Origin of the sequence: Methylorubrum populi, from assembly GCF_002355515.1 — a bacterium.
Lineage (GTDB): Bacteria > Pseudomonadota > Alphaproteobacteria > Rhizobiales > Beijerinckiaceae > Methylobacterium > Methylobacterium populi_A.
The window spans coordinates 4,320,462-4,347,314 of sequence record NZ_AP014809.1 but is presented as its reverse complement, the minus strand read 5'-3'; the positions used below and the strand labels follow the sequence as shown (position 1 = coordinate 4,347,314).

Genomic DNA, 26,853 nt, shown 5'->3' with positions numbered 1-26,853 from the left:
GCCGGGACCCGTCCGCGTCGCGCTCACCCGCCCGTCGCCCGCTCGCGGAACGGACGTTGTTCGACGCCGCCACACCCGGGGCGGAGGCGCGCCCCGACACCATGCGACATCCCTTGCGCCGCCGCGACTTCGACGAGGGCAGCCCGGACACGTTGATGATGCTGGACATCGAGACCGTTCCGGACCCGACCCTGACGCCCGCGGATTGGCCGGCCGACCGGTTTCCAAAGGCCATGTGGCATCAGGTCGTCGCCATCTCGGTGATCGAGGCGGGGGTCGGTCGCGACGCGGGCACGGGCGTCGAGACCTACGAGTTGCGGTCCTGTCGCAGCGGCGGCGAACCGGGATGGGACGAGGCACGTCTGCTGCGCGCCTTCTGGAGGCTCTTCGAGGGTGGACGGTACAGGCTCGTCACCTGGAACGGCAGGGCGTTCGACATGCCGGTGGTCCTCGCCCGCTCGTTGATGCACGGTCTCGCGGCCCCCGCATGGTTTCTTCGCGGAACGCGCTGGGCCAATTACGGGCAGCGCTACGCCCAGGACTGGCACCTCGACCTCATGGATGCGATCTCATCCTTCGGGGCGGCCTCGCGTCTCACCCTGGAGGAGGCTGCGGCGGCGGTCGGCGCACCGGGCAAGATGGGCGAGCACGGGTCCTGCGTCGCCGAATTGGTCGCGCGCGACGAACTTAGTCGGGTGCGGGACTACTGCGAGACCGACGTGGCGAACCTCTACGTCATCTTCATGCGCTGGGCGCATCTGACGGGTAAGACGGATGCCGCGGGCCACGATGCAGCCGTGGAGGGATTCCTGCGCTACCTTGATGCGGAGGGGCCGGCCCGTCCGCACTTGGCAGCCTTCGCGCGGGAATGGCGACGGACTGGATCGCGCGCGCCGATGCATGTGGGTCGAACGACCGGGTCGGGTGCGGTGGTGGCTGGTCCGGACGCCTGTCACGGAGCGCGACGGAGCTCGCTCGGGGCCTGAGGGCCGGGTCGCGGGGTAGCCAATCCTCGGGATGCGCCATGAGCGGGCGGCGGGACGCAGGTCCCGCGCCCGGATCCGCCGGTCCGGCGTGAGTGCGCGATAAAACCGGGCGTTAGCCATGCGTGAGTCGAAGGCGTCGAAAGCCATCGGGGTAAATCGACCGTAATGGCTGGCGTGCGAACGATCGGGCAACGGCCAGCAAGCCGAGGAGGAACAGCCGATGACCCTGCCGCGCCTCTCGCGACCACTTGAACATAGCCGCGCTTGGGTGGCGCTCGGGGTCCTGGCACCTATCGGCATGCTGATCGTGTCGGCATCGATGCTCCTCGATCTTCGTCGCGATGCCTAGGACAAGGCCGAGCAGACCTCCAGGAACCTCATGCAGGTCATCGAGCGCGACATCGTGCGCAACGTCGAGATCATCGACCTTTCGCTGCGGGCCGTCGTCGACAACCTGCGCGCGCCCGAGACCGGGGAAGCGAGCCCGAAGGCACGGCAGATGATCCTGTTCGACCGTGCCGCGAGCGCCAGGGACCTCGGCGTGATGCTGGTCCTGGACGGGAACGGCGACAGCAGCCTCGTGATCACTCAGAACCAGTACGCTGCCGGTGTCGCTGCTCGCTCAGACGTGATCACCGCGCAAACCCAGCTTCAGACAACCGAAGCCTTGAGCATTGCGGTCGAGCTCAGCCGGGCGACACTGACGACGAACAAATGAAGACTATGAGAAGTCGCCTCGCAGATGATGACGCAACTAGATCGCAAAATCGATATTAGACTGAGCCGAAGCCGGATCTACCGTTGAGCATCCGGCCCCGACGACAAATAATAGTATAGCAGGCACACTCGACCGTGCTCAGTAACCGTAGTGGTAATCAAAGCTCGGAGCGTAACCACAACCGTAGTGGCCGTAGTATGGGCTGTGCGCCACGAGCCCACCGAGCGCCAAGCCACCGATCAATCCAGCTGCAACGGGGACCCCGTAGTAACCCCGCCTATGGCCGTAATGTCCGTGTCCTCTGCGGTAGCCGTGACCGCTATAGTAGCGGCGCCCATAGCCAAAACCACCATACCCATAAGTGCGACCGTGGCCGCCATAGTACCTGTGGCCTCCGCCATGGCCGCCATAAAACCCATGTCCTCCGCCATGGCCGCCATGATGGCCTTGAGCCTGGGCCGCACTCGGAATGGCCACGAGGCTGCCGACGAGCGTGACCGTCAGAAGGCCGACACTCAGTGCCGTCTTCACCCTACCAAGACGAGCCATAACTATTTCTCCTTTGCTTTGCGCGTCCCTTCCCGAAGACTCGTTTGAGCGGGTCAAGGCCCTCTGCCTTGCCCAACGCCTGAACGCACGGATGCGATCCGGCAGGCTCTGCTGAATGGTGTTTTCATCCCACCTCGCCCACGCGCTTGGCAGGAGCGTTCCATCACATGACTTCGAAGAAAGCAAATAAGGTGAAGAGTTATACAGTAATAAAAATATATTTTATAGCCACAGCTAAGCTGTAAATTCACCTTGTTTGTACGTCAGCTTCAGAAGCAACTGAATTGATCTGTGCTAGTCGGCCTAGACAATATCGTTGAAATGTACACGAGGGGCGACCTGTAATGGCCACCCGTCGCTTATTCACAGCTCTTTTTATCTCAAGGCGTCAGTGACGTTCCCGCGGGGCATCGCCATGGTGTCCCTCTCGACGCTCTTCGTGGTGCTCTCTGCGAGGTTCATGATGGCCGCCCTCGCGACGCTCTTCGACAACGCGTCGTCCGTGGCTATCGCCTTCCACCCGAACCTCGCCCGGATTGACATCGATATGCTGAGCGAAGACTGCTGTTGGAGATACGGCAAAGGCCGCAACGATCATTGCTATTGCTGACTTTTTCATCACGACATCATTCTCCTGTGCTCGGATTTGGAAGAAAAACATGGCTGTGCGTTGCTTCCGGATCGGATTTCGTTACGTCGGAGAATTATTCTGAGTAACGAACTATTTGCCGTCATCCGATGACTGAGTCCCGCCAACCTCGCCTAACGCTTGGGCTCAAGACAATCTTTGCGGGATCAAGCTTCTAGTTTGTGTCCCTAGTGGCCACCACCCCTGTGATGACCGCCACCCGAGCGTCCGTGCCCACCGAAATAGCCATGTCGCCGACCGCCGCCGTGCCCACTGTACGATCTGCGATGTCCGCCGCCATAGCCGTGCCGACCGCCGCCACCGTGACCGCCGTAGCCGCCACCATGACCGCGGGAATGACCGTAGCCATGGCCTTGGGCGGCTGCCGGTTCGGGGATTGTTGCCAAGCCAAAGCCTAGTGCGAGCGCAGCAAAGCCAGCGATGAGTGAGGCTCTGAACTTAGACGTACGTGTCATGGAATAAACTCCGCAATTACGGGGATCGATTTCGTGTGGCGACCTTGGCAGGTTCAACGACCGCCGCTGAAGACGATGTGAACAGCGAGCGGCGGCGGATGCGCATTTCCTACAGGCACCTAACGCTCGACGGGACGGAAAAGTCGAAGTCTCGTTCCAAAATGATCCGCAAACGGCCGTTTTCGGCGCAAAGCCGGCGACGAGCGAGGCAACCAGGAATTGCTGCGCTTAAATTGTCCCGCATCTCTGCTGCACAATCAGCGTACCCATAATACCAATCGGTACGGGTGAGGACCCGCGGGTTTACGCGGAAGCGGCGGATGTGATTCGATGTGGCAAGCTAGAGCGCGATCCGAGCGGGTTGAATCGTCTGGGGTTTTGGTTCGGGCGGGGATGTGATTCGATGTGCGGCCTTCCGAAGAGGAGAGCCGAATGCCGTCTGCCCTGTCCGCCGATCTGCGTGAGCGCGTCGTCATGGCCATCGAGGCAGGAGCCTCGCGCCGGGAGGCGGCGCGGCGCTTCGAGGTCAGCCCAGCCAGCGCGGTGCGTTGGCACGAGAGCTTCGTGCAGGAGGGGCGGACACAGGCCAAGCCGATGGGCGGCGATCAGCGCTCACACGCCGTCGAGGCACAAGCCATGTTGATCCGACGGACCTACGAGGGACAGCCCGGACTATTCCTGCACGAATTGCGCGACCGTCTGGCCGAGCATGGCTTGCGGGTCGGGGTGAGCAGCCTGTCACGCTTCTTCAAGCGCCACGGCATCACGCGTAAAAAAACACCGACCACGCGGCCGAGCAGGATCGGGAGGACGTGAAGGCAGCCCGCCTGGCTTGGTTCGAGAGGCAACTCGATCTCGATCCGGACCGGCTCGTGTTCCTCGACGAGACCGCAACCAACACGAAGATGGCGCGGCGTTACGGGCGAGCGCCGCGCGGCGAGCGGTGCCGCGTCGCCATCCCCTTCGGGCATTGGAAAACCATCACCGTCACGGCCGGCCTACGCGCCAACGGCCTCATGGCCACCGCCCTTTTCGACGGGCCGATGACCGGAGCCCGCTTCCGCAGCTATGTCGATGAAACCCTGGTGCCGGCACTGAAGCGCGGCGACACGGTCGTGCTCGACAACCTGCCCGCCCACAAGGTCGGCGGCATCCGCGAGCGCATTGAGGCGGCCGGCGCGCGGCTGCTCTACCTGCCGGCCTACTCACCCGACTTCAATCCGATCGAACTCGTCTTCGCCAAGCTCAAGGCGATTTTGCGCGCGGACGCAGCACGCACGGTCAGCGAGCTCTGGGACACCATCAAGCGCGCGTTCAGGCGCTTCTCAACGGCGGAGTGCCGCAACTATCTCGCGGCCGCAGGCTACGACGCCTACGATCCAACCTGATCGGATGCCGCTCTAGGAGGTTTGCCATGTCGAAGGCCGTGGATCTGCGCGAGGATTTCGATGCGGATACCCTGCGACGTCTGGCGCGGAAGAGCCGCGATGCCGGTCAGAGCCGGCGGCTTCTCGCGCTGGCCGCGATCTACGAGGGTGGGAGCCGGACGCAGGCCTCGCGGATCGGCGCGGTCGGCCTGCAGACGGTGCGCGACTGGGTGCTGGCCTTCAACGCGGCCGGGCCGGGCGGCCTGATCGAGCGCAAGAAGCCCGGCCCGCGGTTCAAGCTCGACGCGGCCCAGCGGCAGGCGCTCGCGGTTGCCATCGAGGAAGGGCCGGACCTGCAACGGGACGGCGTGGTGCGCTGGCGGCTGAAGGACTTGGCGGCTTGGCTGTTCGCGCGCTTCGGCGTCAGCCTCGACGAGAGCAGTGTCGGACGGGAGGTGAAGCGGATGGGCTATGCCAAGCTGTCGGCCCGTCCGCGCCATCATCAGCAGGACCCGGCGGCGCTGACGGCGTTTAAAAAAACCTCCCCGCCCGCGTGAGCGCGATCCGCGCCCAACTGCCAGTCGACACGCCGCTCGAACTCTGGTGGCAGGACGTCCTTCGAGAGCCTCAGGATGAGAGCCCGCGTCGGTCAGAAGAACACGGTCCCGCGCCGGTGGGCGCGCAAGGGCAGCCGGCCCACGGCGCCCAAGGATCAGCGCACGGCGTCCGCCTACATCTTCGGGGCGATCTGTCCCGAGAAGGGCAAGGACGCCGGTCTCGTCCTGCCCCGCTGCGCCACACCGGCCATGAACGCGCATCTGGCCGAAATCAGCCGCGCCGTCGATCCCGGCGCGCACGCCGTCCAAATCCTCGACGGCGCCGGCTGGCACGTCGCCGCCGACCTCGTCGTCCCCGACAACTTCACCTTGCTGACGCTGCCGTCTCATGCGCCCGAACTCAACCCGGTCGAGAATGTCTGGCAGTTCCCGCGCGAGAACTGGCTCGGCGACCGGATCTTCGACTCCTACGAGGACATCCTCGATCAATGCTGCGAGGCTTGGAACAAGCTCGTCGCACAGCCTTGGATGATCATGTCGCTCGGACTGCGCGAATGGGCCTATCGGTTATGAACCATGCCGATTGGTATTAGCCGGCGCTTGGACCACGTGCGTTCTGAGGAGTTCTGGGATCGCGTGATGCACGAAGCCTACGAGATCCTGCCTGCGCAAGGCAGCATGTCGGTTGCGGACATCATGGTTCGGCTGCGAATGACGACGCTGAAGGGCGGCCGCTTGGTCAAGGAAGCGCTATCCGAGGGGATGCCGCGCAAGAAGATCGAGATCAGCGTCGAATACGAGCGATACTTCCAGAGGGTTGGCAAGGACGCCTATGCGCGCCTCCCAGGCTGGGACGGCGCGCTGGGTAAGCGGACGCGCGCCGGGTAGGGTTGGCGAAGTGTCCGGCGCCTCCCGAGAGCGCCGGCGGGCTAAACTCACCTGGACCTCAGGAAGGATTGGCGCAGCTTCGGCCCTGCGTCACCAAAGGTCCTCCTCGTCGAGACGCTGCAGGGCCGAAACATGCAGCCGCAAGCTGTCCGATAGCTCGCCTCGGACCAAGGCGAGGTCCCCGAGTTCGTCGAACGCGACGTCGAGCAGTTCGGGACCCATCATCTCGACGAAGGCTCCTTGGGTCTCCTCATCGTATTCGGTGGATTCGACGACGCGATCTGATACTGCCCTCAGCCTGCCCAACCGTTCCCTGGTCGGCGGAAGGCGCCGGCGTGTGGCCCTTCCGGTTGAGCTTGACGGAGCCTTATCCTGCTCAACGTCGCGCGGACTCGCGTGCCTCATCGTCTCGCTCCCGTTGCTAGAGTGCGCTTCGTGTCTGGGGAACCGGAGTCGTAAATCGTCTGACACCGGTCGCGGCCATGTGCTCGCGGTCGGTGCGGTTGATCAGCAGGGCGGGGCAGCCTACCGCCCGGGGGACTTCGACGTCGCGATACCGTCCGACCACTGGCGCAGGGGCAGCCAAACCCTATCGGCACTTGGCGGCACCAGCGTCGTATTTATATCGCCAGTATATTCTACCTCCGATCCGTCTGCTTGACCATCACCCTCGCCGCGCCGGACCAGGATGGTCGTGGCGACCTGTGGATTGCGGGAACTTCGGTAAGGGGAATTCGGCAACGGCCCGGCAGCACCGACGACAGGCATAGGGTCAGTGCTCTCCGGGATGGCCCTGGGGGCCATCGGTTCCCACGTCATCTCGGTCAGCGGCTGTGCTTTTGCTCCTCAGGAGCAGGCCGATTGCTCCGAGCCTAGCCGCCCGGCAAACGTCGTGAATGCCCTTCACGGGCTGCTTGGTACGGACCGAAGCCGACACCCTGGACACCTGCCCGTACCGACGGAGCATTCGCAACGGGGACTGGGACGACAAGGTCGGAGGTGGCGCTCGCGGATATCGCAAGTCAGGTGGCGGTTCCGCGGCGTCGTAACGCGCCATACCGCTTCCGCATCGACCTTTGAGGTTCATCGAGAACGGGAACGGTCTCTTGAAACTGGACAGGCTACCTTCGGCACCGCGTGCGACCGCGATGCCCTTTCGTCCCGTCGGTCGCCGCACATGGCGACAAGTTCCGGATCGGCCTCCGGTATTGCAGTTATATATACCTGCGGTATAATTAGAGACTTCACCCACGTTTCGTCGATGCGGCGCGGCCGTCCCAGAAGGCGCGGCCGACGCGCGTTTCTCGTACGCCTGCCGCCATGCGCGATCCAGGGGTAATTTCATCGGAACAAGGAGAGCGGACGATGTCGTTCGGCATCCAGAGGTTTCGGGGCGAAACGTCCAGTTCAGGACGGCCGCTCACGGTCTTAGACGCTTTGTTCGAGGGCTTGGTGGGGATGGCCGCCGAACGGTCGGACGCCCAAAGGCTGGACGCGCGCGGACAGGATAGGAAAGTTGCCAGTCGGGACTTGTACGCGGGCGACCTGGAATTAGATGTCGCCGTGACGCGAAATGCTCCGGCCAGGATGCGAAATTCACGTCGCGATGGTGCAGCGGAGACCCGGCCCCGTGGACGGGAGAAACGAAAATCACGGCCAGACGCCCGAAGTCGCTTGTCGGCGGGAGCGAGCCGAAGCGTACGTTGCGTCGCGCGGCATGGATTCGAACGCCGGTCGCTACCGGGATGCCTGGAAGGATGACCGCTTGCGACCCGGCCAGGTGCGTCGAGGAGAACGTGACGGTCTCGGGCGGAGTCAAAGGAAAGTCATCCGGCGCACCGAGATGGACGTAAAGCGAACCCGCGCACGTCCCGGCTATCGCGTCCTCAGGCAAGCAATTCTCCCTTCTCTTCGCATGGAGCGGCGTTGCGATGGCCCACGGTGAACGGACGACCGACCTGATGCCTGGCGCCGTGGATCTGCGGCAGGTGGTCGATGCGACGGCATTGTGCCCTCTGGACCGGTTGGCCCTTCGACGGAACCTGGATGTCGAACGCCGTGACGGCTTCGGCCCACCGGACAAGCTTGTGCCCGTGGGCCTCTACGCTCGCTACTCGTCTAATAAGCAGAAGGAGATGAGCATCGAGCGTCAGGTCAAGGTTGTAACCGCTTACATGAGGAAGCTTGGTTACGCGATTTACGTGCTGTATGACGACCCTGCTCGAAGTGCCCGATCAATGCGTGATCGTGAAAGCCTGCAGCGTTTGCTCGAAGACTGTCGGTCTGGCAAGATAAAAGTCATCATGGTTGAGGACTTTGACCGGTGGTCCCGCGAAACTTACGATGCGGTCGAAGTATGCGAGGAATTGAATGAGCTTGGCGTGGAATTTCATAGCGCCGGCGACTTCAAGGCACTGAACAAGAAGGAGGTCATTGAAGCGGCACTTAAGGCCGAGGCGGATCGGGACCGTCGCACCCTGATCATGGGCATGGGCAGGTTCCAGCACGCAGCCCAGGGCGGCGCCCATTCCGGTGCGTTCTTCGGATACCGGTACGGCGAAGAAAGGGGCTTCCTCGTGCGTCACCCCGAGGAAGAGAAGACCATATTTTCAATCTTTGAAATGGCAGCCGCGGGAATTTCCTACCGAAGCATCGGCCGGATCATGAAGGAACGCGGGGTTGCAGGACCGACGAAGGATTGCAGATGGACGAAATCGACCGTTGCGAACGTTTTGGGCCAGTTGGCCTATACGGGTAGATGGTACTATCCATTTACCTTGAATACGTTCGACCGCAAATCGGGGAAGGTCACGGTCCAGCGTCGACATCCGAGCGAGATGACGCGCAACTACTTCGATCACCTTCGAATTGTGCCAGACGATCTATTTTTCGCTGTCAACGAGAAGCGACGCCCCCGGGGGAAGCATAAGTTCGAGCACAGCCACTTCTTGGCCGGAAAGGCGACGTGCGACTGCGCCGGGGTCGAAGGCCAGCGGTTCACCTTGGGTGGTCGACAGCTAACCTGCAACGTCTGGTCGGACGGGGGCTGCTGCCCGGCGAGGCGTCACTCCGTTATGCACGAGACCGTGGAGCGCGCCGTCCTCACAGCCGTTTGCGGCAAGCTGCGGTCCTTCGTCGGCGAGGAGGATTTCGCGGCTGCCGTCGACCGCTCGCTACGTGAAGCCTCCGCCGCCCGCCGCGCCGCCCGTGCGGATGTTGCGCGTAAGATTGCGGTCACCCGCGAACAGCTTCGCCGGGCGCTCGTCAAGGAGCTTGAATCGACCTACCCATCCGACCTGTTGTCCGAGGAGAGGAGCCGCCTGACGGGGGAGCTCGCAGACCTTCAGGCCCGTTCGGCGGACCTCGCCGAGCTGCCCGAGGTGGACGAAGCCGGTGAGAGGCTTCGAACGCTTTCCGCCACGTTGGATCACCTTATCGAGCGGGTGCCATTCAGGGCCTTGACGGAGGCGGAGGCGAAGGTCTCCGCCGCCCTTGCCCGCCTCGTCCAGCGGGTGGTGGTCATGCGGGATGGCCGGCCGGCGGGGACCTTGGGCCTGGCCATCCACCTGGACTTCTTGGCGTTCCTACAGGAGGACGGGAGCTGCGGCTCGCCCGGTGTTGGCTTGGACGTGATCCATGTCGATGTCGAGCAGCCGATGGGACGCCATGTCCGCCTTCGCGAAGACGCCCAGCGGCTTATGGCAACCGGAGGTTATCGGATCGACGACGCGCGTTGGGCCCTCGTCGCCAAGCACCTCCCGGACGTCACGGGCCACAGGAATGACTCGCGCCACATCCCGACGCGGGCTCTGGTCGACGCCCTCCTGCTCCGGCTCCGGACGGGCCTGCCTTTGCTGTCGGCGGCGTTCGGCGACGCGCTGGAGATGCGGCGTGCACTCTCGCGGTTCGTCTATGCCGCAGGGGACCAGATCCTGATTGACCTCCTTCGCGAGGCGGACCCTTCCTTCGTGGCTGGACTGGACCTCGGTCCGGTCGTGGCCGCGCGGGCGCGCTGGAAGGTTGGCGGTGATGATTGGCGCAAGCGCAGGGGGCCGGCCGCACGCTTCCAGGCCCTGGATGGCCAGGATGCGCTCACCGACGAGCAATGGCTGGCTTCGAAGCCGCTGTTGCATTCATCCATCGAGATCTCGTTCAAGGGCACCCCGGGCATTCCCGGCCGGCTGCTGCTGGAGGCGGTGATCCTGGCGCTGCGGACCGGCCTCTCATGGCGGAGGATGCCGGAGCGGTTCGGCGACGAACGGAACCTCACGAATTCCGTGCGTCGGCTGGTCCGCAGCGGAAGTTGGGACCGGTTGTTGGAGCTATGGGCGCTGCGCTTCCCTGAGCTTCTCGACGGCTTGGATGTCGGGCGCTTGGCCAATATGCTTCGGGGCTCGGCAGAGTGGCGTGGCCCGTCCCCCAGGCGCTCGCGCTACGCCAGGAACGGCGGCGTGGCCCCGGCCATCCATCGAGCGCGCCGACGCAAGTCGCCTGCCGGGCGGAAGACGGACGCGGCCTAGTCGCCGCCAGCCATGTTCTTGGACGGCGAGCGTCAAGGGCCTGGACGTTGGGCGCAGGAACGAATGCAGAGAGCGCTCGATGGCGATCGGCCAACGCGCGTGCTGGTCGCGGCGTCCCGGTCGCTCTCCTGCGTACGCCTCCGGGCGAAAGGGCACGCGGCCAGCCTTCAGCTCCTGTCGGCGACCAGGATCGTGCCGGCCGCTATCAGGTCGACGCCCAACCAGTTGGGGACGGTCAGGCGTTCTCCGAGGAACATGATCGCGAAGACCGCCACTAGGACGACGCTCAACTTGTCGATGGGCGCCACGCGGGCGGCATCCCCGAGCTTCAGGGCGCGGAAGTGGCAGAGCCACGATCCACCGGTGGCGCGCCCCGATAGGACAAGAAACAGGTATGTTCGTCCCGAAACTGAATCGAGTGGTTGCCATTGGCCCGTGCCGGCCAAAAGCGCGCCGAGGACGCACAGGATCACCACCGTACGGATGAATGTGGCGAAGTCCGAGTTGATGTTCTCTATCCCGATCTTGGCAAAGATCGCCGTCAGCGCGGCAAATGCCGCCGAGAACAACGCCCAGAACTGCCAGGAGGCCAGCACGGCTTTCATCGGCATCTCCGAAAGTCGGAACCGAAAGGGGTCGTGACGAGCAGCCGCCGAACCGAGCAACATGCAACGCTGTTCGACGGTCTTATGCGGATGCCGATGATCCACGGCGCCGTGGCGCTGCCGCGCCCCGGCACAAGATGGAGCGGGGCGAGGCTGCCGCCTCAGCATTCCGCCGGCGCCGGAAGGGAGGTCGCCCCGGCCTGCCCGCCCCTTCGGCATCGGTGAAGCCCTCACGCATTTGGGGTTGATGTGGACCGGGAGCAGGAAGGAATCACGGGTCGCTCGCTTAAACCGGGCGGCGGGTCGGTCAGAGGCGGTCGAACACGGAACCCATCCTCGGGCTGAACAAGCGCTCGTAAGTGCGCATGAGGAAGGCGTCGGTCATGCCGGCCACGTGGTCGCAGATTACGCGCCGACCGTCAGGCGCCTTTTCGTACGCCTCGTAGGTCGACCGCGGCAGGAACGACTTCGGCTCCGAGGCGAGGGCCTCGAACACCGCGACGACCATACCCTGACCCTTGAATTCGAGGTGCTGGACCCCCGGGCTGCGAATGACGACCTCCCGGACCAGTTCCTTCAGCGCTTCCAGGAAGGTGTTCGCTCCGGCTTCGATGGCAGCCCGATATCGAACGAGGGGCTCGTCGAACTCCTCCCTGGTCTCGATCACGCAGTTCGTGATCAGGTGATGGACCATCCGGCCGATGCACCTCTTCCGGGTATCGCCGGCACCGAACAGCCGATCAAGGAATCCCTCATAGACGTTGTTGCCGAACTCCTCCGGGTATTTCTCCTTGAGACTGTTGAGGAAACTTGAGCTCTTCTCCTCGGTCACGTGCGCCTCGAAATCCACCCGCGCTACCAGGCCAAGGGCGAGGGCATCCTCCAGGTCATGGATGCCGAAGCCGATGTCGTCGGCGACGTCCATAATGCTGCAATCGAACGACTTGTGGAGGGGCTTGCGGTGCTTGCCCTCTTGATCGCGGGCCTCGGTGAAGGCGTTGCGGTCCTTTTCGCTGAGTGGGGCGAGGATCCAGTCGACGACGTCTTGCTCGCAATCCAGGTAGCACTTGGGCGGCTTGGAGGCCTCGCGGTCGATGATCCGGATCGACTCCGGGCCGACGTGGAGGGCGGGGCGGATGTCCACGTTCATCGCGAGGCTGAAGGGCACGGGATACTTCAGAACCCCGAGCAGGGTGCGCCGCATCAGGTTCGCGCCGGCGACCTTGGAGAACTTTTCCAGCCTGGACAGGATGCGCAGGGTCTGGCCGTTGCCCTCGAAACCGCCGGCACCGCGCATGCAGAAATTCAGGGCAACCTCGCCGCCGTGGCCGAACGGGGGGTGGCCGAGGTCGTGGGTCATGCCCACGGCCTGGATCATGCTGAGGTCCGGGATGTATTGCCGGGCGGCATGGTCGGCATAAACCTTCTCGAACCGCCGCGCGATCCCGCCGGCAATCTGCGCGACCTCAAGCGAATGGGTGAGCCTCGTCCGGTAGAAGTCGCTGTCGCCGAGGTTCAGGATTTGCGTCTTGCCCTGCAAACGCCGGAACGACGCGGAGTGGATGACCCGGCTGTAATCGGTGGCGGCCCCATCGCGGGCGTCGTCGGCCTGGGCCTGCCATGGTTCGCGGCGGTCGTACCAATCCATATGCAATCACTTTCGCGGCTAAACTCGATCCAGGCAGCCGGTACCTCTCGGCTGCGCTGAATACCAACGGAAAGCGTCGATGCCGCCGCGGTTCCTTGCTCACGGCGCCTCCGTCCTCTTAGGAGCCTCGGCAGTTGGATGTGCGGGTCTTCCACCGTCGGTGTTTCGAGCCGCGGGACAAGGGCCGCTACGCCCGTAAGGGAGGCTGACAGCGCAATCCGCAGGCCGGGACCGAGGCTCGCTCCACGGGGGAACGGTCCGTCTACCGCTTCACGAACCCGATGTCGGCGGCGACGCCCTTGAAGCGCTCGGGCTCGCGCTCCTTACGCTCGGAGTAGCGGTCGACGAGGTAGTCGGCCCGTCCACGCGTCAGGAGAGTGAACTTCATCAGCTCCTCGCAGACATCGACCACGCGGTCGTAGAGCGGCCCTGGCCTCATGCGGCCGGCATCGTCGAACTCCTTGTAGGCCATCGGCACCGACGACTGGTTCGGGATGGTGATCATCCGCATCCAGCGCCCCAGCACCCGCATGCTGTTGACCGCATTGAAACTCTGCGATCCGCCCGAGACCTGCATCACCGCAAGCGTCCGCCCCTGCGTCGGGCGCACCGAGCCCTCGCTCAGCGGCAGCCAGTCGATCTGGGACTTCATCACCCCGGTCATGTTGCCGTGCCGCTCCGGGCTGACCCAGACCTGCCCCTCCGACCAGATCGAGAGCTGCCGGAGTTCCTGCACCTTCGGATGTTCGACGGGCGCGTCGTCGGGCAGCGGTAGCCCGTCCGCGTGGAATATGCGGACCTCCCCGCCCATCGCCTCCAGCAGCCGTGCCGCCTCGAAGGCCAGGAAGCGGCTGAACGAACGCTCCCGGAGCGACCCGTAGAGGACGAGGAACCGAGGCGCATGGTCGAGCGGCGTCGGCGCCGCCATCCGTTCCTCGGTCGGCACCTTGAAATGCGCCTCGGAGAGGTTCGGCACCCCGTCGGCGAACGGCTGCTGGGGCTTGTTCAAGGCGCTTAACTCCTCTACGTTTCAACGATAGTTGATATGTAGGTCATTCGATGGACGAACGGCAAGCCCTCGCCGCCTTCGCCGCCCTCGGCCAGGAGCATAGGCTCCGGGTCGTGCGCGCCCTGGTCACCGCCGGTCCGGACGGCCTCGCCGCGGGCGTCCTCGCCGAGACGGTGAACGTCGCCGGCAACAACCTGTCCTTCCACCTGAAGGAGCTCTCGCACGCCGGGCTGATCACCTCCCGGCGCGAGGGCAAGTCGGTCATCTACAGCGCCGCCTACGCCGGCCTGTCCGACCTCGTCCAGTTCCTCATGCGTGACTGCTGCCAGGGCCACCCCGAGGTGTGCGCCGCGGCCGTCGCCGCGCTCGCCGCCTGCGACTGCACCACCGGGGACACCCTACATGCCTGAGCCAGTCTACAACGTCCTGTTCCTCTGCACCGGCAACTCGGCCCGCTCGATCCTGGCCGAGGCCATGCTCAAAAAGGAGGGCGGCGGGCGCTTCCGCGCCTTCTCCGCCGGCAGCCAACCGAAGGACGAGCCGCACCCGCTGGCGCTGCAGGTCCTGCGGGAAAGCGACTACCCGACCGAGGGCCTGCGCTCGAAGTCGTGGGACGAGTTCGCCGGTCCCGAAGTCCCCGTCATGGATTTCGTCTTCACCGTCTGTGACAACGCCGCCGGCGAGACGTGCCCGTACTGGCCGGGCCAGCCGGTGACGGCCCACTGGGGCATCGAGGACCCCGCAGCGGCGGAAGGCTCCGAGATGGAGCGCAAGCGCGCCTTCGTCACTGCCCAGCGCTACCTCAAGAATCGGATCGCGGCCTTCGTCGCCCTGCCGCTCGGCAGCCTCGACCAAGTTGCTCTGTCGTCGAAGGTCCGCGAGATCGGCCAGCTCGTCGGCGCGACCTCGGCCCGCCCGGAGGTCGCGTGATGGACGTCGTCATCTACCACAACCCCGCCTGCGGCACGTCCCGCAACACCCTGGCGATGATCCGCAACGCCGGCATCGAGCCGCACGTCGTCGAGTACCTCAATACGCCCCCGAACCGGGCGCTCATCCGGCAGTTGCTCGCCCGCGCTGGCCTCTCGGTCCGGGACGCGCTGCGCGAGAAGGGCACGCCCTACGCCGAGCTCGGCCTCGCCGACCCGGCGCTGACCGACGAGCAACTCCTCGACGCGGTCGAGGCGCACCCGGTCCTGCTCAACCGCCCGCTGGTCGTCAGCCCCAAGGGTGTGCGCCTGTGCCGCCCATCCGAGGCGGTGCTGGACCTCCTCCCCGCCCAGCAGGGGGAGTTCGTGAAGGAGGACGGCGAGCGCGTCGTCGACGAGCGCGGCCGCCGCGTCGCCACCGCTTGAGGACACCATGAGCACCTTCGAACGCTACCTGACCCTCTGGGTCGCCCTCTGCATCGTGGCCGGCATCGCCCTCGGCCACGTCATGCCGGGCTTCTTCCACGCCGTCGGCGACGCTGAGGTCGCCAAGGTGAACCTGCCGGTCGCCGTCCTGATCTGGCTCATGGTCATCCCCATGCTGCTCAAGATCGACTTCGCCTCGCTGCGCCACGTCGGGCGGCACTGGCGCGGCATCGGCGTGACGCTGTTCATCAACTGGGCGGTGAAGCCCTTCTCGATGGCCGCGCTCGGCTGGCTGTTCATCGGCACCCTGTTCCGGCCCTACCTGCCGGCCGACCAGGTCGACAGCTACATCGCCGGGCTCATCATCCTGGCGGCGGCGCCCTGCACCGCCATGGTGTTCGTCTGGTCGAACCTGACCCGAGGCGAGCCGTACTTCACCCTAAGCCAGGTGGCGCTCAACGACACCATCATGGTGGTGGCCTTCGCCCCCATCGTTGGCCTGCTTCTCGGGCTCTCGGCCATCACCGTGCCTTGGGGGACGCTGGTGTTGTCGGTGGCGCTCTACATCGTCATCCCGGTCGTCGTCGCGCAAGTGATCCGCCGTGGCCTCCTGGCCTCCGGCGGGCGGGCCGCCCTCGACCGGCTGCTCGCCAGGCTCGGGCCCACCTCGCTCGCCGCACTTCTGGCGACCCTGGTGCTGCTGTTCGGCTTCCAGGGCGAGCAGATCCGGGCCCAGCCCGCGGTCATCGGGCTGCTCGCGGTCCCCATCCTCATCCAGGTTTACCTGAACTCGGGGCTGGCCTACCTCCTGAACCGGGTCGCCGGGGAGCAGCACTGCGTGGCCGGGCCCTCGGCACTGATTGGCGCCTCGAACTTCTTCGAGCTCGCGGTGGCGGCCGCGATCAGCCTGTTCGGCTTCAACTCGGGCGCGGCGCTGGCCACCGTGGTCGGCGTCCTCATCGAGGTCCCAGTCATGCTTTCCGTCGTATGGATCGTGAACCGCTCGCAGGGCTGGTACGAGCGTGGCGCGGCCGGCAAGGCAGCGGCGCTGAAGCCTGCCTCCCGTGAGGTCTGAGGTCCACAACCGCCTCGTCGTCATCTCGGCCCTGGGCGTGGTGGAGATCCTCGCCTGGGGCTCGTCCTTCTACTTGCCGGCGGTGCTCGCGGGGCCCATCGCCGCCGACACGGGTTGGCCGCTCGCATGGGTGGTCGGGGGGCTGTCCATCGGCCTGCTGGTGGCGGCAATCGCCTCGCCCCGGGTCGGAATCGCCATCCACCGGCACGGGGGTCGGCCGGTCCTTGTATCGGCGGCCTTGCTGCTAACGGGTGGCCACTTGGTGATCGGACTGGCACCGAACCTTCCGGTGTTCCTGTCCGGCTGGCTGGTCATTGGGCTCGGGATGGGCTGCGGCCTCTACGACCCGGCCTTCGCCACCCTCGGCCGGCTCTACGGCGACGAGGCGCGCCCGGCCATCACCACCCTGACCCTATGGGGTGGGTTCGCCAGCACCGTCTGCTGGCCGCTCTCGGCCCTTCTCGTCGAGCAGGTCGGCTGGCGCTCGACATGTCTTGCCTATGCCGGGCTGCACCTCTTCGTCACGCTTCCCCTGGTGCTCGGTCTGATCCCTGAGGCGCCTGCCTTGGCTAACGGCGGGGACGTAAAACACCTTGGCGAGGCGCCGCTCACCTCGCGGGAACGGCGCGCCTTCGCGCTGATGGCCGGCGTGCTGGTTTTCGGCGGCACCGTGATGACGTTGATCTCGGTCCACCTGATTACCTTGCTGCAGGCACGCGGCGTGGCCTTTGCCGCCGCCGTATCCTACGGCGCCCTGATCGGGCCGTCCCAGGTCGGAGCCCGCGTTGTCGAGATGGCCAATAAGGGGCGGCACCACCCGCTCTGGACGCTAAACGTGGCCATGGCCCTCGTGGCGTTCGGACTGGCAATCCTGGCATTGGGCATTCCTGCGGTCGGCATCGCCTTGGTGCTCTACGGTGCCGGCAACGGGATCTACTCGATCGCGAGAGGCACGGTGCCGCTCGCCCTGTTCGGGTCGGAACGCTACCCGGTTCTGGCGGGGCGGCTCGCCCGGCCGAGCCTGATCGCCCAGGCTCTTGCTCCGTCGCTGGGGGCCACGGTCCTCACCTACGGCGGCCCCGATTTGGCCTATGCCCTTCTGGCGGTGCTCGCGCTCGCGAACGTCGGTTTGGCAGGCGCCTTGTGGGGCACACGACCGGAAGCGGTCGGCATCCCTGGCGAGGCCGAGGCGGTTTCGAAGAACAGGTGCTTCGCGTCAGCAGCCAAGCCGAAAGGCCGCCTTCGAAACGGCCCCCCTTCTTCGCTCTAGGTTGCTTCAGTGCAGAATAATGGTGCTCGGCACCGGAATGCCGGGTTGACCAAATGAGGTGGCCGGTTCGGCACCACACTCCTGGCGGCAATGATCCGTCCACGTCGGCCTCTGGCGACCGCAAGTCCTCGCAAATCGCCCGATGTCATTGATCTTTGAATAATTTTTGGCAGACATCTCGCAATTGGGCGAACGGTCTCCGCTGGCTCCCGAGCCTCCGCTTGGGAGCCAGCGGAGGCCGGTCGCCCAAATGTCTGCTCTCTGCGATATCTATCTGTACATGCGCGATTTTTTTGATGTTGGGTGGTTACGTGTCCTCAGGATCCTGCAGTAGATAATTGGCCTCCTACCCCCGGGCCCGGAAATCGAAACGAAGAACGGCATCTCGGCAGTTTCGTGTGATGCATGGCTGCCGCCGCCTTGTCGCTAGAGTGGTGTTCAAGTCTGCTAGATGTTCGGTCCCGGCATTTGGTGGAGCGGGTTTGCCCTGAAGCGACTGGGCTCGGCGGACCATGCTTTGCAGATAGCCTCGTAGGGCGTGAGACCGCGCAGGGTCTTGAGACGGCGGGCAAAATTGTAGGCGCTGACGAAGTCGGCCAGGTGAGCGCCGAGCTGCTCGTGGCTGTCGTAGTGGTAGCGCTTGACCGTCGCGTCCTTGATCGTGCGGTTCATCCGCTCGACCTGACCGTTGGTCCAGGGGTGCCGCGGTCTGGTCAGCCGATGGTCGATCTCGTTGCGGGCGCAGGCGGACTCGAAGCTGTGGGCTCGGAACGTCTCGCCGGCTGCGATCGCCTCCCGGATGATGGAGGCGGCCGAAGCGATGTTGCCGGGCGTGGTGAAGTGGGTGCCGTTGTCGGTGAGCACCGTGTGCACCTTGTAGGGCACGGCCTCGATCAAATGGCGTAGAAAGTCACCCGCGACCCTTCGCGTCGCCTTCTCGTGGAGCTCAACGAAGGCGAACTTGGTCGTGCGATCGATTGCGACGAACAGGTAGAGCCGTCCTTCGGCCGTGTGGACCTCAGCCAGATCGATGTGGAAGTAGCCGAGCGGATAGGCCTTGAAGCGCGACCGCTTCGGCTTGTCGCCGTCGACCTCCGGCAATCGGCTGATCCCGTGCCGCTGCAGGCAGCGATGCAGTGACGAGCGGGTCAGGTGCGGGATCGTGGCCTGGAGCGCGTAGAGGCAGTCGTCCAGCGGCAGAAGTGTGTGGCGGCGAAAGGCGACGACGACCGCCTCGTCTTCCGATGACAGCACCGTCGAGCGCGGATCCTTCGGACCGGTGCGCTGGTCGGCAACCGAGGTCCGCTGCCGCCACTTGGCGACCGTCTTCGGGTTGATCCCGTAGCGCTTCGAGAGTGCCCTCAGGCTCGCTTGACTATGCTGGATCGCTCGACGGATCGCCTCAGTCGTCGTGGCGCTGCCGTGAAGAATTTGGCCCATAGCGCATCCCTCCACTCCGACGTGAAGAGTGCACCATCAAACCCTGGGATCAAACATCTAACCGCAGCAATCGGAGCAGCGCGGCCGAGCGCTTGCCGGAACCAGCCAGTGCGCAGCATCCGTGCGATCCCGAGCGCCGTCGCGGGCGGTCTCGTGGGCCATCGCCCGCGGGCGCGACGCACGTCCATGCACACGACGTGGAACACCGCGACTTCGGTCATCCGCCCGCACGGCCGACCCGCCAGCGCCCGTCTCCTGTCCGCAGCCGATCAGCGACAGGCCGAGGCCACCCAGCGACGCCGCCGCGCACGCGCGATATTGGCTTCGCTGATGATGCCGTCGTCCTCGCCTACGACGCATGCGCAGGTCTCAAGCCAGCGAGGCGTCGATATGGGTATAGCAGCGCATGAGCCACGCCCGTACGGTCGGTCGCGAGCGGAACCCGGCAGACCGGCCGGCCATCTCGGCAGCTTGCCACGATCCGCGGCTCGCGGGAGGCTGGCGATGGCTCGACCACTCGATCCAAGTCGTGACCGATCCGCCCGAAACCGCTGGCCCGCCCCGGGCGACGTGACCGGCACGTCGGAGCCCTTCGATCAGCGTGGTCGATCCGGCGGAAGCGGAAACCGCTGCGGCGCCTCCCGCGACCGTCGCTGATGGTCCAGGAGATCCAGGGCCCAATCCGGCCTCGGCGCGACGGACGCCTCGTACAATTCACGGTATGCTTCAGGTGTCAGCCAAGTGCCGACGGGATGACGTCCGGTCAGGTGCAGGAAGGCGCTCAGCGATAGGCAAACCGGCGGCGGCAGGCCGACGACGGTCTGGAGAGCGCAGCTGGAACTCTTGCTGCGCTGTCCCACGATACGCGTGTTGAGGAGGCCCATGGCCCCGGCCCGGGCATCCGGGCCGACGAGTTCCTCGTCGAGCGGCGTGGGCGTGCCGGGCGTCTCAAGCGCCGAAAGCAACTCGCTCCAGGACTGCCACCCCCACGCCAGCGCGACGACCTGTCGAGCGGTCGCCTCGGCGATAGGCTGCCGGACATTGGCGAGTTGCGCGCGCAGGGCGTGCACCTTGCGGTTTGCGAAGAAGATCGAGGACGGGCGGAACATCGCGGACCATGGGACTGCGTACGGTGAGCCAATGGATTCAGCTCGCTACGGAGCGGTCAAGGCAACGCCGCGTCGGAAGCTTCGTCGGGTCGCCCCGGCCAGGACGAGGTCCGGCTGGAAAGGCGCCTTGCCCCTTCAACGCCGCCGCCCAGGCGGCGACTTGGTCCGCGACCTGGGCGACGGTTCCGTCGCCGAGCGCGGAAGCGGTCGGGTATGTTGTCGCCTGCTCCTCGGCGGCGGCCGACCCACGTCCACCAGGATCTCTGCAATTCGCTGTGGCCATCCCTCCGCCGTGACGCGAAACTCCCTGTGGATAAATCGCGTCGCCTCGAACCCCGCTTAGATATCCATGTGGACGTGTAACCGTCGGAGGTTAGTGTGGCGCAACGGAGGTACGGCACCATGGGCGACTCGGATTGGGCGGCGGAGCGGGCGGAGGAATACTGGCGGCTCCACGCGGAACCCGTGCTCAAGCGCGTCGTCATCGACGCCTTCCTGTCCGGAACGGCGGCCGTGCCCCCTGCCTTGGCGAACTGGCTGGCTTCGGCGCCCATCGGGCGCGGTGCCGAGGCTGTCACGCCGCCTCCACCCCCGGAGCCTGCGCAGCAGGTGCCGCCCGGCGCCAAGGAGGTCGCGGCACCGCAAGCCGGTCCTCGGCCCAAGAGGTCCCCCCGCCCGCTCAAGGGGGTGAGCGCCGCTGCGTACGACCTCGTCAAGCGCGCAGGCAAGCCCCTGACATCCCGGGAGCTGCTCGGACAGCTGAGGGACTGGGACGGGGGCGAGCGGACCGAGGCGCGCGACAATTCCCTTCTGGCCGCGATGCGGCGGCTTCGCAAGGCCGGTTGGGTCGACTTCGACGGGACGCATTACAGCCCGTCGGCGAAGAGGCCCCGCAGCAAAGGCAGGTCCGATCCCGCCGGGCCGGGTCGGGTCTGATCGCCCGCCCATGGCAAGGCCAATCCATCGCCGCGCACATCGGCTCCCCGCGCAAGAAGGCTGGGCGCTGGCGGAGATCGAGACCCGGCAAGCCCGCGGCCTACTGCCCGTTCGACCATCCACCGCAAACATGAATTCGGAGCGCACATGAATACCTCGTTCGGCGACGCGCGTCGCCTGCACGTCCTGTCTCTCGTCGCCCTGCTCTCGGTCGTGACGCCGCCGCGCAGCCGGGCCGCCGACGGAACCATGAGCGAGCACGAGATCGCTCCCGGCATGGTCATCCGCGGCCTGGTCACCGCCGCGGGCGCGCGGGCTTTTCGCCTGATCGTGCGGGGAACGCTCGTTGCCTCCTTGACCGCGAGGGATGGGGCGCCGCCGACCGGGTACTGCCTCGTTGGAGAGTGGTTGTCCGTGCTGGAGGCAGTGGCTGCGCCATGGCGCGCGTTCGCCGGCGAGACCTCGCCGCGGAACTTCGGACCGCCGCGCCGGTCGCATTCCGAGCGCTCACCCTTCGTCGCACGGTTCCCGGCGCGCCAAGCCCGCCTCACGGGCCCGAAGCTCGTTCGGTTCCTCGCCGAGTGCACCGCTTCCCTTGGAGCGAAGGACTCGATGCGCGGCGATGAGATCGCCCTCGTCGTCGGCACGCCGGAGACCCGAGTTCGGATCGCGTGCAGCGGTGCCGAACTTCACGTCCTGGTCCATCGAGAGCGGCGCTTGGTCATGGCCGGCACCCTGTCGCGCCTCGACCTGAGTCGGCCCGGACGGACGCGCTGCTGCATCGGTCGCCAGTGGCTGCCCGAGTTGTTGGATTGGTTCTGGGCCGTGTCCGACGATGTCGATCCTGCAGACCTTGTTCGGTTCTGCCAGGGTGCCGCCTCGGATCGGCCCTAGCCCACGTCGGCCGATGGCGCCGACGCCCGGATGCAGGGCCGGCCCTCGCCAAGCTTAAGCTCTCGCCTCTCGGGCCGTGACGTGTGCCAGGAGGGAGCGCAGCTTGGGTGTACGGCGGTCGTTGTGCGTTCGAAGCGCATACCACCAACGAAAAAGCCCCGCCTGAGCGGGGCTTTCGTTTGAGGGGAATACCCGCGGGCAAACCCCGACCTCGGATGGCGAGCATCCTCGGTCAGCTGAAAAGACGGTGTGACCCGCCTCCAGCGAGTGAGAGGGATATCGCATATCCGCCTCGCCGGGTCAATGATCGAGGCCTAGCACGGTTCCGAGGAGCGCTCGGATGCCGGCGAGCTCGGCGGGCGAGATGGACGGCAGCGCCGGGCGGCGGTTCACGTTGACCTGCCACAGCCGGACCAAGGAAACGGTGTAGATGTGGTCGCAGACGGCCCAAACCGGGTCGGTCTGGTGGAAGAAGGGATACGTGCCCGGCTCGAACCGGAAATGATGGGTGTTGTTCTCCCGGGGCGGGCTCTTGCTCACCGGCACCACCGTGCAGCGCCCGGCGGCGCCGGCCGAGCGCGAGGACACGACGATCGCCCGCCGTTCCTTCTGCATCTCCGGCTTCACGAGGTAGGTGAAATCGCACATCACGACCCGGCCGGGGCTCGGAGCGTGCGGAACCGGCCGCCTGACCTCGGCCGTGCGGCGCGTGACGACCGAACCTTCCAGCGTCGTCAGGAACGCGTCCGCCTTCGCGGCGGCGATGCCGCCGCGAACCAGCGCCGTCTTCAGCTTGGTCCGCTCGTACTGCGCGGTGGCCTTTTCCGACAGGAAGCAGTGGCGCAACGCGCTGGCCACCGCCTCGGCGGTCTCTTCGGCGAAGCCTCCCTCGCACAGCCGGTCGAGGCAAGCCTCGCCGTTGAAGCGGGTATCGGGATGCCGGGAAATCTCCATCAATCCGCCGACGGCGAGCGCCTCGCCCTGGGCGAAGCCGAGATCCGTCATGGCCTTGAACATGCGAAAGGCGTGGGGCACCCCGAGACAAATGCTCCTGCCGATGGGAAGGCGATGGCGTAGCCCGGGCGACGTCGCGTCGGGCAGGCCGAGGGCGAGCCGATCCGTTCGAAGTCGGCAAACACCTCGGCCGACGCCGTATCCGCACGCCGGACCATTGTCATCCCACGCCGAAGGGGCCGAGCGCCGCCGGCGCCCGGGCGCCGCGATCTTGTCGGGGCCTGCCCGCCGTGGGTGCCTTGGTTTGAGCGACCCGACCCGGGGGGGCGGCACCCGCGCTCGTCATCGAGGCGCCGGTTCCCGCCGCCCGGGCGCGCCGCCTCGGCCTGGTCCCGGGGCACGTTCCATCCGGCGCCGAGAACGACGGTCCCCGACCTTGCCGCACCGCTCGAAGCGGCTATTCGTTTTCATTCAAGAGCGCCACCGCGGCCTCCAGGAGCGCTCGGAACGCGACCGACTGACCTGCAGCCGCCTCCACGCGCCGCGTCAGGTCCGAGGAAGCCGCGGGATCCTCCGACGGGTGCGCACCGATGAACCGAACCGCGGCGAGATGCAGCCCGGGTCTAGGCTTATGTTGCCCAGCCAACAGCTTCGATACGGTCGCCTGGCTCGCGCCGAGGATCTTGGCAAGGGCAGCCTGCGTAAGCCCGCGCTCTCGACGCGCGCGACCGAGGGCAATCGCCAGCGCATGCGCATCCCCGCCGTCAGCCGCCCGCTTGCTTCCGCTCATGAAGTCAATAAAATCGAATGGAAACGAATAATCAAGGCACGCAGGATGCAGGCTCAGACGTCCGGGAGGCCGCGGTCGGTCGCGACGATTCCCGCGGACCCGGAGGCCGAATTGATGCCGGGGGTGCGGTGGGGGCGCCCGGAATGGGTGCCGAGTGCCGCGTTCTGGGCTTTCATGGTCGGTCGGGCCAGCGAACCGGTCGACGGGTTCGTGGGGCGGGAGGTCAGCCTGGCTCACGAGATCGGCTTCTGTCTGCTCGGGGGCTACGGCATCACGGCCGAGGTCAACCACGCGGTCCATCGCGCGCTGGCCGCGGATGGGATCTTCGAGCCTGGCCGTCGTCCTGGGGCCGATGAGATCGAGGCCCTCCTGCGCAGGCCGGTCCGCATCGGCGAAAGGTCGGTGCGCTACCGCTTCCCGAAGCAGAGGGCGGGCAGGCTCGCCGACGCGCTGACGCTGATCGAGACCGATCCGCCGCCGTCGAGCGACGCCCTGGCCTTCCGACGCCACCTGATGCGCCTGCCCGGCGTCGGTCCGAAGACCGCCTCGTGGGTCACCCGGAACTGGCTGGGCTCGGACGAGGTCGCCATCCTCGACATTCACATCATCCGTGCAGGCCTCCTGATCGGCCTGTTCGAGCGGCCGATCCGCCTCCCGCGGGACTACGAGGCGCTCGAACGGCGCTTCCTGCAGTTCTGCGTGGCCCTGGACGCGAAGCCGTCGCTGGTCGATGCCGTCATGTGGCGGGCGATGCGCAACATCGGCCGGGGACCGGTTTGACCGGCGACGGCGGAGGCCGATAAGAAATCAGGTCTCCTTCACCAGTGGCCGGGCAAGCGGGATGTCGGGGGGCAGCAAGAAGAGTTCGGGCCGTCGCCTGGTCGCGCCGGCCGGTGCAGGGCCGGGAGCGCCGGGCTCGACCGCCGGATCGGAGGGCGGGAACGCGCCTACGGGCTCGCCCTGCGACCTCAGTTACGACGTCGAACTGACCGGGGTCCGGGCCGACGTCGTCGCCGTCGTGCGCATCGGCGACGTCCTGGACGTCGCGCTGCACAGGGCGGGTGCGTTCGAGACCGCCGTGTGCCGTACCCGCCCCGCCGGGCAGGTGGTCGGCACGCTGGCGAACGTCGAAGGCCTCGACGAACTTCTCGGTTGCCTGCGCACCCACCACCGCTACGCGGCGACCGTGACGCAGGTCGGCCGCCTCCTCTGTCGCGTCGCCATCGCACCGGTGCTGGGTTGATCGTCGCCGGAGGGTCCTACCTGGAGATCTGCGAGATCCCGCGCTGGCGCCGGCTGTTCGGTTCGGGCGGCCGCGCCGCCGCGGCGGTCGGGCAGCTCTCGCCGGGCAGCAGCCTTCACACCTATGCCTTCGCAGGCTGGGCCCGCGACGTCGAGAGCTCGATGCACGCCTGCGGGGTGACGGCGACGGTAATGCCCATCGCCGAGGAGATCAGCTTCGGCTACTTCCATGCCCTGTCGCCGGCCACGTTGCGGCCCGCCGTGCCGACGCGACACCCGGCCCTCTCGGTCGAGGGGCGGGTCGTGCTGCGTTTCGGCTTCGTGGAGGGCGACGCGGTCGTGTCCGCGGAGCGGGCGGTCCACGACCCGCAGGGCGACGACGTTGTCCCGTTCCGCGCCAACGGGTCCCGGGCCGAGACCCTGGCCGTAGTCCTGAACGAGGGGGAGGCGGAGGCGGCGACGGGCGAGGAGGGGCCGGCCGCAGGCGAGGCCGTTCTCGCCCTGCACGCGGCCGACGTGGTCGTGGTCAAGCGTGGCTGCTCGGGCGCGACCGTCCACCGGCCTGGTCGCGACCCCGTCGCGGTGCCCGCTTATCGATCCGCCCGCGTGTTCAAGATCGGCTCGGGCGACGTCTTCAGCGCCGCCTTCGCGCATCACTGGGGCGAGCGCGGCCTCGACGCCGCGGTGGCGGCCGACTTGGCGTCGCGCGCGGTCCACCATTTCGTCGACACGCGCTCGCTGCCGCTGCCCGCGGCCGCCGACCTCGCCGACCAGGCGCTCGCACCCGTGGGCGGGGAGCCCGGCCGCGTCTACCTCGCGGCCCCGTTCTTCCACATCGCCCAACGCTGGCTCGTCGAGGAGGCACGGGACCGGCTGCACGCCCTCGGCGCGTCTGTCTTCTCGCCGTTGCACGACGTGGGCACGGGGGGCGGTGCCGTCGCCCTCGCCACCGCCGACCTCGCGGGGCTCGACGGCTGCCAAGCCGTGCTCGCCCTGCTCGACGGGGCGGACCCAGGCTCCATCTTCGAGGTTGGACATGCGCGGGCGCGCGGCATCCCTGTGGTCGTGCTGGCCGAACGCCTCGACGAGCATCATCTGACCATGCTGGCCGGCACCGGCTGCGAGGTCGTCGACGATTTCGCCTCCGCCCTCTATCGGGTCGTGTGGGCCTCGCTGCGATGAGGGTTCTGCTGTTTTCCGGCGGTCTCGATTCGACCGCCCTCGCCTGGTGGCAGAGGCCGGACGCCTGCCTGTTCGTCGATTACGGCCAGCGACCGGCGGCGGGCGAAAGGGCTGCCGCGACATCCATCGCGGCCGAGTTCGGGCTGCGGCTCGAAACGCTTCAGGTCGACCTGTCCGCGCTTGGCCTCGGCCCCCTGGCCGGCGGGGAGCCCGCCGCGCTCGCGCGTGCCCCCGAATGGTGGCCCTACCGCAACCAGATCCTGGTCACCCTGGCAGGCATGCGCTTCGTCGCGGAAGGCCTGTCGGAGATCCTCATCGGAACGGTGGCGACCGATGTCCACGCCGACGGACGCGCCCCATTCCTGCGGACGCTCGACCGACTGATGCGGCTCCAGGAGGGTGGGGTGCGCGTCGTGGCGCCCGCACGCCACCTGAGCGGGCCGGCCCTGCTCGCGGCGTCCGGCCTTCCCGCCTCGGCGCTCGGGGCGACATTCTCCTGTCACGTCATGGAATATGCCTGCGGGCGGTGCCGCGGATGCGAGAAGCATCGCGAGACCTTGCGGTCGTTCGGCCTGCGGTCCGACGCGAAGGCATCCCGCGCGGCCCCGGACCGACCGGACGCGGCGCGGGCGGAGGGCTGACGAATGGGCGGAGG

At 66.6% G+C, this 26,853-nt stretch carries 26 protein-coding genes and 1 pseudogene; 18 read left to right on the top strand and 9 right to left on the bottom strand.

The window, feature by feature from the left end:
- Positions 1–56 precede the first annotated feature (56 nt).
- From MPPM_RS20170 to MPPM_RS29380, 3 genes are all read left to right on the top strand, one after another.
- The gene (locus MPPM_RS20170) at positions 57–986 is read left to right on the top strand and encodes a 3'-5' exonuclease (RefSeq protein ID WP_244573366.1); all 930 of its coding nucleotides are present in this window, start codon (positions 57–59) and stop codon (positions 984–986) included.
- A 220-nt stretch (positions 987–1,206) separates the two neighbouring features.
- A complete protein-coding gene (locus MPPM_RS29385; protein WP_432419824.1) occupies positions 1,207–1,335 on the top strand; it encodes a hypothetical protein in 129 nt (42 codons plus the stop codon).
- A gap of 30 nt (positions 1,336–1,365) precedes the next feature.
- The gene (locus MPPM_RS29380; RefSeq protein WP_432419868.1) at positions 1,366–1,704 is read left to right on the top strand and encodes a hypothetical protein; all 339 of its coding nucleotides are present in this window, start codon (positions 1,366–1,368) and stop codon (positions 1,702–1,704) included.
- 937 nt (positions 1,705–2,641) lie between these two features.
- On the opposite strand, the gene MPPM_RS20155 is transcribed toward MPPM_RS29380, so the two are convergent.
- A complete protein-coding gene (locus tag MPPM_RS20155; protein WP_244573365.1) occupies positions 2,642–2,914 on the bottom strand; it encodes a hypothetical protein in 273 nt (90 codons plus the stop codon).
- Positions 2,915–3,789: 875 nt separating this feature from the next.
- Between MPPM_RS20155 and MPPM_RS20145 the strand changes: the two genes are divergently transcribed.
- The 3 genes and pseudogenes from MPPM_RS20145 (at position 3,790) to MPPM_RS20135 (ending at position 6,169) form a co-directional block, all read left to right on the top strand.
- Positions 3,790–4,745, top strand: a protein-coding gene (locus MPPM_RS20145; RefSeq protein WP_096486579.1) for an IS630 family transposase whose coding sequence is annotated in 2 segments (ribosomal slippage) — positions 3,790–4,129 and positions 4,129–4,745 — 957 coding nt in all. Because the reading frame shifts where the segments join, the coding sequence is not laid out codon by codon here.
- A 26-nt stretch (positions 4,746–4,771) separates the two neighbouring features.
- A pseudogene (locus MPPM_RS20140) lies at positions 4,772–5,854 on the top strand (IS630 family transposase).
- A gap of 66 nt (positions 5,855–5,920) precedes the next feature.
- Positions 5,921–6,169 carry a hypothetical protein gene (locus MPPM_RS20135; protein WP_003596801.1) on the top strand — a complete coding sequence of 83 codons (249 nt, stop codon included), beginning with the start codon at positions 5,921–5,923 and terminating at the stop codon, positions 6,167–6,169.
- Positions 6,170–6,259: 90 nt separating this feature from the next.
- Here the strand turns inward: MPPM_RS20135 and MPPM_RS29230 are convergent, their stop codons facing one another.
- Complete coding sequence (locus MPPM_RS29230; protein WP_255538462.1) at positions 6,260–6,394, bottom strand: hypothetical protein; 135 nt, start codon at positions 6,392–6,394, stop codon at positions 6,260–6,262.
- 1,706 nt (positions 6,395–8,100) lie between these two features.
- Here MPPM_RS29230 and MPPM_RS20125 point away from each other — a divergent pair.
- Positions 8,101–10,689 (top strand): recombinase family protein, encoded by a 2,589-nt coding sequence (locus MPPM_RS20125; RefSeq protein WP_096486577.1) that lies wholly within the window; start codon positions 8,101–8,103, stop codon positions 10,687–10,689.
- A 167-nt stretch (positions 10,690–10,856) separates the two neighbouring features.
- On the opposite strand, the gene MPPM_RS20120 is transcribed toward MPPM_RS20125, so the two are convergent.
- The 3 genes from MPPM_RS20120 to arsH form a co-directional block, all read right to left on the bottom strand.
- On the bottom strand, positions 10,857–11,294 hold the full coding sequence (locus MPPM_RS20120) for an EamA family transporter (protein WP_096487941.1): 438 nt from the start codon (positions 11,292–11,294) through the stop codon (positions 10,857–10,859).
- 307 nt (positions 11,295–11,601) lie between these two features.
- Positions 11,602–12,942: an anti-phage deoxyguanosine triphosphatase gene (locus MPPM_RS20115; protein ID WP_096486576.1), complete on the bottom strand. Its 1,341-nt coding sequence runs from the start codon at positions 12,940–12,942 to the stop codon at positions 11,602–11,604.
- 262 nt (positions 12,943–13,204) lie between these two features.
- On the bottom strand, positions 13,205–13,951 hold the full coding sequence (arsH, locus tag MPPM_RS20110) for an arsenical resistance protein ArsH (protein ID WP_096486575.1): 747 nt from the start codon (positions 13,949–13,951) through the stop codon (positions 13,205–13,207).
- 50 nt (positions 13,952–14,001) lie between these two features.
- Here arsH and MPPM_RS20105 point away from each other — a divergent pair, with 50 nt between their 5' ends.
- The 5 genes from MPPM_RS20105 to MPPM_RS20085 are packed head-to-tail and all read left to right on the top strand — an operon-like array spanning position 14,002 to position 17,651.
- On the top strand, positions 14,002–14,361 hold the full coding sequence (locus MPPM_RS20105) for an ArsR/SmtB family transcription factor (protein WP_096486574.1): 360 nt from the start codon (positions 14,002–14,004) through the stop codon (positions 14,359–14,361).
- Entirely contained in the window at positions 14,354–14,881 is a 528-nt protein-coding gene (locus MPPM_RS20100; RefSeq protein ID WP_096486573.1) for an arsenate reductase ArsC, read from the top strand. Before MPPM_RS20105 ends, MPPM_RS20100 begins: the two co-directional genes overlap by 8 nt.
- Positions 14,881–15,306 carry an arsenate reductase (glutaredoxin) gene (gene arsC / locus MPPM_RS20095; protein ID WP_096486572.1) on the top strand — a complete coding sequence of 142 codons (426 nt, stop codon included), beginning with the start codon at positions 14,881–14,883 and terminating at the stop codon, positions 15,304–15,306. The genes MPPM_RS20100 and arsC overlap by 1 nt, the downstream gene beginning before the upstream one ends.
- Before the next feature lie 7 nt (positions 15,307–15,313).
- The gene (gene arsB, locus MPPM_RS20090; RefSeq protein ID WP_096486571.1) at positions 15,314–16,381 is read left to right on the top strand and encodes an ACR3 family arsenite efflux transporter; all 1,068 of its coding nucleotides are present in this window, start codon (positions 15,314–15,316) and stop codon (positions 16,379–16,381) included.
- Positions 16,371–17,651, top strand: coding sequence for an MFS transporter (locus MPPM_RS20085; RefSeq protein WP_096486570.1), 1,281 nt, complete (start codon positions 16,371–16,373; stop codon positions 17,649–17,651). The genes arsB and MPPM_RS20085 overlap by 11 nt, the downstream gene beginning before the upstream one ends.
- 447 nt (positions 17,652–18,098) lie before the next feature.
- Here the strand turns inward: MPPM_RS20085 and MPPM_RS20080 are convergent, their stop codons facing one another.
- Together MPPM_RS20080 and MPPM_RS20075 are read right to left on the bottom strand one after the other, a co-directional pair.
- A complete protein-coding gene (locus tag MPPM_RS20080) occupies positions 18,099–19,091 on the bottom strand; it encodes an IS481 family transposase (RefSeq protein WP_096486569.1) in 993 nt (330 codons plus the stop codon).
- Between the two features lie 596 nt (positions 19,092–19,687).
- Positions 19,688–20,200, bottom strand: coding sequence for a hypothetical protein (locus tag MPPM_RS20075; protein WP_096486568.1), 513 nt, complete (start codon positions 20,198–20,200; stop codon positions 19,688–19,690).
- A gap of 402 nt (positions 20,201–20,602) precedes the next feature.
- On the opposite strand from MPPM_RS20075, the gene MPPM_RS20070 reads away from it, so the two are divergent.
- Together MPPM_RS20070 and MPPM_RS20065 are read left to right on the top strand one after the other, a co-directional pair.
- Positions 20,603–21,136, top strand: a complete 534-nt coding sequence (locus tag MPPM_RS20070) for a hypothetical protein (RefSeq protein ID WP_096486567.1) — start codon at positions 20,603–20,605, stop codon at positions 21,134–21,136.
- A 147-nt stretch (positions 21,137–21,283) separates the two neighbouring features.
- Positions 21,284–22,030, top strand: a complete 747-nt coding sequence (locus tag MPPM_RS20065) for a hypothetical protein (protein ID WP_096486566.1) — start codon at positions 21,284–21,286, stop codon at positions 22,028–22,030.
- 300 nt (positions 22,031–22,330) lie between these two features.
- On the opposite strand, the gene MPPM_RS20060 is transcribed toward MPPM_RS20065, so the two are convergent.
- Both MPPM_RS20060 and MPPM_RS20055 read right to left on the bottom strand, forming a co-directional pair.
- Positions 22,331–23,065 (bottom strand): type II toxin-antitoxin system PemK/MazF family toxin, encoded by a 735-nt coding sequence (locus MPPM_RS20060; protein WP_238307890.1) that lies wholly within the window; start codon positions 23,063–23,065, stop codon positions 22,331–22,333.
- Positions 23,066–23,441: 376 nt separating this feature from the next.
- Positions 23,442–23,774, bottom strand: coding sequence for a helix-turn-helix domain-containing protein (locus MPPM_RS20055; protein ID WP_096486564.1), 333 nt, complete (start codon positions 23,772–23,774; stop codon positions 23,442–23,444).
- Here MPPM_RS20055 and MPPM_RS20050 point away from each other — a divergent pair.
- From MPPM_RS20050 to MPPM_RS20035, 4 genes are all read left to right on the top strand, one after another.
- A complete protein-coding gene (locus tag MPPM_RS20050) occupies positions 23,733–24,554 on the top strand; it encodes an 8-oxoguanine DNA glycosylase (RefSeq protein WP_244573364.1) in 822 nt (273 codons plus the stop codon). The two genes, MPPM_RS20055 and MPPM_RS20050, sit on opposite strands and share 42 nt — an antisense overlap.
- A gap of 61 nt (positions 24,555–24,615) precedes the next feature.
- Positions 24,616–25,017 (top strand): hypothetical protein, encoded by a 402-nt coding sequence (locus MPPM_RS20045; protein WP_096486562.1) that lies wholly within the window; start codon positions 24,616–24,618, stop codon positions 25,015–25,017.
- A complete protein-coding gene (locus MPPM_RS20040) occupies positions 25,014–26,198 on the top strand; it encodes a PfkB family carbohydrate kinase (protein ID WP_096486561.1) in 1,185 nt (394 codons plus the stop codon). The genes MPPM_RS20045 and MPPM_RS20040 overlap by 4 nt, the downstream gene beginning before the upstream one ends.
- Positions 26,195–26,839 (top strand): 7-cyano-7-deazaguanine synthase, encoded by a 645-nt coding sequence (locus MPPM_RS20035; protein ID WP_096487940.1) that lies wholly within the window; start codon positions 26,195–26,197, stop codon positions 26,837–26,839. Before MPPM_RS20040 ends, MPPM_RS20035 begins: the two co-directional genes overlap by 4 nt.
- The last annotated feature ends 14 nt before the right edge of the window (positions 26,840–26,853 follow it).

Bases quoted from the DNA above. Each gene is read 5' to 3' on its own strand.
- MPPM_RS20105 (WP_096486574.1), top strand. From the start codon at position 14,002: ATGGACGAACGGCAAGCCCTCGCCGCCTTCGCCGCCCTCGGCCAGGAG.
- MPPM_RS20100 (WP_096486573.1), top strand. From the start codon at position 14,354: ATGCCTGAGCCAGTCTACAACGTCCTGTTCCTCTGCACCGGCAACTCG.
- MPPM_RS20115 (WP_096486576.1), bottom strand. From the start codon at position 12,942: ATGGATTGGTACGACCGCCGCGAACCATGGCAGGCCCAGGCCGACGAC.
- MPPM_RS20120 (WP_096487941.1), bottom strand. From the start codon at position 11,294: ATGAAAGCCGTGCTGGCCTCCTGGCAGTTCTGGGCGTTGTTCTCGGCG.
- MPPM_RS20055 (WP_096486564.1), bottom strand. From the start codon at position 23,774: ATGAGCGGAAGCAAGCGGGCGGCTGACGGCGGGGATGCGCATGCGCTG.
- MPPM_RS20135 (WP_003596801.1), top strand. From the start codon at position 5,921: ATGCACGAAGCCTACGAGATCCTGCCTGCGCAAGGCAGCATGTCGGTT.
- MPPM_RS20035 (WP_096487940.1), top strand. From the start codon at position 26,195: ATGAGGGTTCTGCTGTTTTCCGGCGGTCTCGATTCGACCGCCCTCGCC.
- MPPM_RS29230 (WP_255538462.1), bottom strand. From the start codon at position 6,394: ATGATGGGTCCCGAACTGCTCGACGTCGCGTTCGACGAACTCGGGGAC.
- arsB (WP_096486571.1), top strand. From the start codon at position 15,314: ATGAGCACCTTCGAACGCTACCTGACCCTCTGGGTCGCCCTCTGCATC.
- MPPM_RS20070 (WP_096486567.1), top strand. From the start codon at position 20,603: ATGGGCGACTCGGATTGGGCGGCGGAGCGGGCGGAGGAATACTGGCGG.
- MPPM_RS20045 (WP_096486562.1), top strand. From the start codon at position 24,616: ATGTCGGGGGGCAGCAAGAAGAGTTCGGGCCGTCGCCTGGTCGCGCCG.
- MPPM_RS20080 (WP_096486569.1), bottom strand. From the start codon at position 19,091: ATGGGCCAAATTCTTCACGGCAGCGCCACGACGACTGAGGCGATCCGT.
- MPPM_RS20065 (WP_096486566.1), top strand. From the start codon at position 21,284: ATGAATACCTCGTTCGGCGACGCGCGTCGCCTGCACGTCCTGTCTCTC.
- MPPM_RS20075 (WP_096486568.1), bottom strand. From the start codon at position 20,200: ATGTTCCGCCCGTCCTCGATCTTCTTCGCAAACCGCAAGGTGCACGCC.
- MPPM_RS20050 (WP_244573364.1), top strand. From the start codon at position 23,733: ATGCGCATCCCCGCCGTCAGCCGCCCGCTTGCTTCCGCTCATGAAGTC.
- MPPM_RS20155 (WP_244573365.1), bottom strand. From the start codon at position 2,914: ATGTTTTTCTTCCAAATCCGAGCACAGGAGAATGATGTCGTGATGAAA.
- MPPM_RS29380 (WP_432419868.1), top strand. From the start codon at position 1,366: ATGCAGGTCATCGAGCGCGACATCGTGCGCAACGTCGAGATCATCGAC.
- MPPM_RS29385 (WP_432419824.1), top strand. From the start codon at position 1,207: ATGACCCTGCCGCGCCTCTCGCGACCACTTGAACATAGCCGCGCTTGG.
- MPPM_RS20125 (WP_096486577.1), top strand. From the start codon at position 8,101: ATGGCCCACGGTGAACGGACGACCGACCTGATGCCTGGCGCCGTGGAT.
- arsC (WP_096486572.1), top strand. From the start codon at position 14,881: ATGGACGTCGTCATCTACCACAACCCCGCCTGCGGCACGTCCCGCAAC.